Source organism: Trinickia dinghuensis (assembly GCF_003367175.1).
GTDB classification, from domain to species: Bacteria; Pseudomonadota; Gammaproteobacteria; order Burkholderiales; family Burkholderiaceae; genus Trinickia; species Trinickia dinghuensis.
In genome coordinates this window covers 54,734-59,304 of record NZ_QRGA01000028.1, presented here as the reverse complement: position 1 = coordinate 59,304, position 4,571 = coordinate 54,734, and the positions used below count along the sequence as shown (strand labels likewise).

Sequence of the window (4,571 nt, the reverse complement as noted above, 5' to 3'; positions counted from 1 at the left end):
CGGAATGATTTTCACGCCGGCCTTCTTCAGCGTCTGCACGCCTTCGTCCTCTTTCGCGACCCACAGCTTCTGGTAATACGGCACCGAGTCGGCCGCGGCCTTGCGGATCGACTGCTGCTCCTGCGGCGTCAGCGTGTCCCAGATCTTCTTCGAGAACACGACGACTTCGGGCGTGCGCGAGTGCTCCGTTTCCGAGTACACCGTCGCCACTTCGTAATGCTTCGTTTCCACATACGACGGGATGTTGTTTTCAGCCGCGTCGACGAGGCCTGTCTTCAGACCCGTGTAGACCTCGGAGAACGGCATCGGCGTCGGGGTACCGCCCATCGCCTTGATTTCGTCGACCATCAGGTCCGACGGCTGCACGCGCACCTTCACGCCCTTCATGTCGGCCGGCGAAAGAATCGGTTTCTTCGCGTACATCGAGCGCGCGCCGCTCTCGTAGAACGTCAGCGCGATCATGCCCTTCGCGGCGAACGCGTCGAGGATCTTCTGACCGACAGGGCCGTACATGACCTTGCGGAAATGATCGACGTCGCGGAACAGGAACGGCAGCGACGGGATCATCGATTCGGGCACGATGTCGTTGAACGCCGCGCCGCTCGCGCGAACCATGTCGATCGCACCGATCCGCACCTGGTCGATCGTGTCGTTCTCCGAACCGAGCGCGCCGTTGCCGAAAACCTTCACACTATCCTTGCCGCCCGTATCCTTCGAAATCTCGCCGCCCATGAACTTCAATGCCATGTTGGTCGGAAAGTTGTCGCTGTGGACATCCGCGACGCGGAATACGCGCGCGTGCGCCGTCCCAGCGCTGAAAGCAGCCACGGCTGCCACCAACAGCGTCATCACACGACATGAGTTACGAATGGCCTTTCTCATCGCTAGTCCTCAAATAAAATTGATTAACTGCCGAACGCGCACGCGGACATTGGTTTGTTAGAACCTGTGAATGATGCCCGCGCCCACCGCAAACATGCTGCGCGACGAGGACGGGGTCGTCTGGAAGCCGTCGCCGATCGTCGCTGTTGCGTCGATAATGTTCGTGCCGTTTCCAGCCGGAGCGAGCGTCTCGCCGTTCGCACGCTGATACGCCTGCAGTGCGTAAAGACCCGTACGCTTGGACAGCGAGTAATACTCGGAGAGATTGAACTGCTGGTACTGCGCGCTGCTCATGATGCCGTTGGCCTTGGTAGCGCGCGTGTAGCTGTAGCCTGTCGCAAAGTCCCATACGGCGGTCGGCTTCCAGTGCAATACGATGCCGCCCGTGTTGAAGATCGCGAGGTCCCGGAACGCCGATCCGGCTCCAGGGATGTACTGCACGTTCGAGTAGGTCGCCGTGATGTCGAACTGGCTATTGAATTTGTAGCCCGCGCCCACGGCAAAACGTTGTTGTGCCTGCGCTGTCTGATACCCATTAGTCACGGCGGACACGCCGGCCTGACCGCCTGCGCTGGACGTCGTTGAATCGGCACCAAACGCACCGCCGTTCACTGTCGAGTTATTGATGCGCGAAAAGCCGGCGGCAAGGCCAACCGGTCCCATTGCATATTGCGCAGCCACCGACCAGGTCGAGCCCTGATTCACGCTCCCGGGCACGCCGGCAAGCGAATACGAGCCGCTGAAAGTGAAGCCACCGATCTTCGGCGACATATACAGCAGCGTATTGTTTGCGCGATAAATCGTATCGAGCCCGTCGAGATCGCCAGGATGCGCCCCGTAGAATCCGGTGAGCCATGTGGTCGGACTATACGGCGAGAGCAACTGGTAGTACGACGCGTATTGACGCCCCGCCGTGAGCGAGCCGTACCTAGGGTTGGTCACACCGACTAAGGCCTGCCGGTTAAACATGAGCCCGCTCGTTGACTGCGCACCCGTCGCGCTGTTGAAGCCCTCCTCCAACTGAAAGATGGCCTTCGTCTCGCCGCCCAGATCTTCTGCGCCCTTTAGCCCGAAGCGACTGCCCGCCCAAACACCATTGACCATCTTGACGGCCGACCGGCCACCAGAGGTCGAGCCGAGCGTCGTTTGGCTCGACTGATATCCAAGCCCCGTGTCGACGATACCGTACAGCGTGACACTGCTCTGAGCAAAAGCCGGCGCAGCGCCCGTGATTGCTACCCCAACAACGACAGACTTCAGACGACCTCTATTACCCGGCATTCTCCGATCTCCTTTTGTTCTTGAACACTGCTTCTTCAATCAAGCCGGCCCGCTGGAATCGCGATTGCCGGCCAAAAGCCATCATTCTTGGAAAACGTTTTCCTAAATTTAAACGATCCCTTTTGTCTTGACTAGTAGGTAATTACGCGAACGCAGGCTTCATAGTCCGAGCCGCCGCCCGGCCGCGAGACGACGCTATACGTTTGCGTGCTGGATGGAGTCGTAGCGCCGTCACGTAGACGTGCAGCGAACGACAGGAAAGAAGACAGGAACCGCCGCGAGGACCGCGCGGCTCACGCTATCGCGGCAAGCCGAGCTCACCGCCAATGCCGGGGGCGTGGAAGAAGAAGGGCTAAACGGAATTTAGACGCAGGCTGCGGTTGAATCCCGCACGACGATGCGCGGCTCGAGCATCACATGCTCGACGTCCGCCCGCCCGGCGAGTGCATCGATGAGCTTTTGCACCGCAAGCTCGCCCATCTTTTCGCTTTGCGTGTCGATCGTGGTCAGGCGAGGCTCCACGTATTCGCCGTAGAACGCATTGTCGATGCCGGCAACCGACACGTCCTGCGGCAGGCGAAAGCCCAAAGACTTGGCCTCTTTCATGAACCCGAGCGCAATGAGGTCGTTGTAGCAGATCACGGCCTTCGGCCGTTTCGGGCCCAACAGCACCCGCGAACAAGCCTGCTCACCTGCTAGCGCGGTAGGCGCATGCGTATCGTAGATATCGAGCGCAAGACCCGCTTCGGCCAGGGCGTCGCGCGCGCCGCTGACGCGTTCGTCGTTGATGCTCGCCGCACCGAATCCGAGGTAAGCGATATGCCGATGGCCGAGATTCAACAGATGCCGCGCCAGCATGTAAGTGGCGAGCCGATTGTCAAAGCCGACGTTGGGGATCGCAAGTCCCTGCACGCGCCTGAGCATGACTACCGGCTTGCCCAGATCCAGCATCCAGGCCGCCATCTCTTCCGATGCGCGCGAGCTAATAATGAGCCCATCGACCCTCGGTGCGAGCGCCTGAATCAGGGAGCGCTCGCGGGCAGGATCCTCTTCCGTATCGACGAGGAGCAACGTGTAGTCGTGCTGGAGCGCGACCCGATTCGCCCCCTTGACCATATTCGTGAAATGCGGATTGGAGATGTCGAGGATCGCAACGCCGATAGCCCGCGTGCGCCCAGTGATCATCGACCGCGCAAGCGGATTGGAACGGTAACCGAGCCTATCGATGGCGTCCTTCAGCTTGGCCTCGACTGTCGGCGAGAAACGCTGCGTACCGTTGACATATTTGGACACCGTCGCGACCGAAACGCCAGCCATGGCGGCGACGTCACGAATCGTTCGAGAACCGTTTTTCATAGAGCAGTAGCGTTTTTGCAGGTCGACAGTTCGAATTGTCGCAGAAATCACTATCGACAGCCCTCCCCTCGATCGCACGCAATCCTGCATTGACGCCGCGCGCGGTGATGGCTATAGTTTGGAAAACGTTTTCCTTTCGTCATGAATTAAGGAGCCTCGGGTGCCGCAACTTCCTTCGGACAAGCCATTTGGCCGCATTCTCCTTACCGGCGCGGGCGGTAATCTGGGCCATCAGTTGCGGAGCGCGCTCGCGGACTGGGCTGGCGTCGTTCGCATCAGCGACATCGTTCCGTTGAGCGAGGCTGCCCCACATGAGGAGGTACGCCTCGTCGATCTATCCAGTCGAGAGGAAGTCTTGCAATTGGTCGAAGGGGCCAACGCAATCGTGCACCTGGGTGGCATTTCAGTCGACGCGCCGTTCGACGATCTAGTCGAAGCCAATATCCGCGGCACATATAACCTGTATGAGGCCGCCCGCAAGCACGGCGTGAAGCGCATCGTATTCGCCAGCTCCAATCACGTTACGGGCTTCCATCCTGTCACCTCCGTGCTCGACGCCGACGCGCCGCAACGACCCGACAGCCTGTACGGCGTAACCAAGTGCTTCGGCGAATCGCTGTCTCGCTACTACTACGACCGCTTTCAGATCGAGACAGTGTGCCTGCGAATTGGATCATCGTTCGAAGAGCCCAAAAACCCACGCATGCTTGTGACGTTTCTGAGCTATCGCGACTTCATCGAACTCGTGCGCTGCTCTCTGTTTACCAGCCGCGTCGGACACGCAATAGTCTACGGCGCGTCGGACAACGCCACCAAGTGGTGGGATAACAGCAAAGCGGGCTTTCTTGGTTTTCGGCCACGCGACAGTTCCGTGAAGTTTGCCGATCGTTTCCCGGCGATTCCGGTGGACACCGACTGTGCCGACCCGGCACAGCTATTCCAGGGTGGAGCATTCGTGCTCGGCGAGCCCATGTACATTGACGAGCAATAGAGGACCGATGCAGCCGCATCTTCTCGAGCCGCGCGACGCGCGGCGCTGCGCCGTCGGCGAA

At 59.8% G+C, this 4,571-nt stretch carries 4 protein-coding genes; 1 reads left to right on the top strand and 3 read right to left on the bottom strand.

The window, feature by feature from the left end; translation table 11 throughout:
* The 3 genes from DWV00_RS32575 to DWV00_RS32565 all read right to left on the bottom strand — a co-directional run.
* Positions 1 to 849 (bottom strand): TRAP transporter substrate-binding protein (locus DWV00_RS32575; protein WP_245965133.1); only part of this gene is annotated, 849 nt, incomplete at its 3' end.
* 90 nt (positions 850 to 939) lie between these two features.
* On the bottom strand, positions 940 to 2,163 hold the full coding sequence (locus tag DWV00_RS32570) for a porin (protein ID WP_115537738.1): 1,224 nt from the start codon (positions 2,161 to 2,163) through the stop codon (positions 940 to 942).
* A 363-nt stretch (positions 2,164 to 2,526) separates the two neighbouring features.
* Positions 2,527 to 3,519 carry a LacI family DNA-binding transcriptional regulator gene (locus tag DWV00_RS32565; protein WP_115537737.1) on the bottom strand — a complete coding sequence of 331 codons (993 nt, stop codon included), beginning with the start codon at positions 3,517 to 3,519 and terminating at the stop codon, positions 2,527 to 2,529.
* A 160-nt stretch (positions 3,520 to 3,679) separates the two neighbouring features.
* On the opposite strand from DWV00_RS32565, the gene DWV00_RS32560 reads away from it, so the two are divergent.
* Complete coding sequence (locus DWV00_RS32560) at positions 3,680 to 4,510, top strand: NAD-dependent epimerase/dehydratase family protein (protein WP_115537736.1); 831 nt, start codon at positions 3,680 to 3,682, stop codon at positions 4,508 to 4,510.
* Positions 4,511 to 4,571 lie beyond the last annotated feature (61 nt).

Coding starts and splice junctions, on each gene's coding strand:
- DWV00_RS32570 (WP_115537738.1), bottom strand. CDS start 2,163: ATGCCGGGTAATAGAGGTCGTCTGAAGTCTGTCGTTGTTGGGGTAGCA.
- DWV00_RS32565 (WP_115537737.1), bottom strand. CDS start 3,519: ATGAAAAACGGTTCTCGAACGATTCGTGACGTCGCCGCCATGGCTGGC.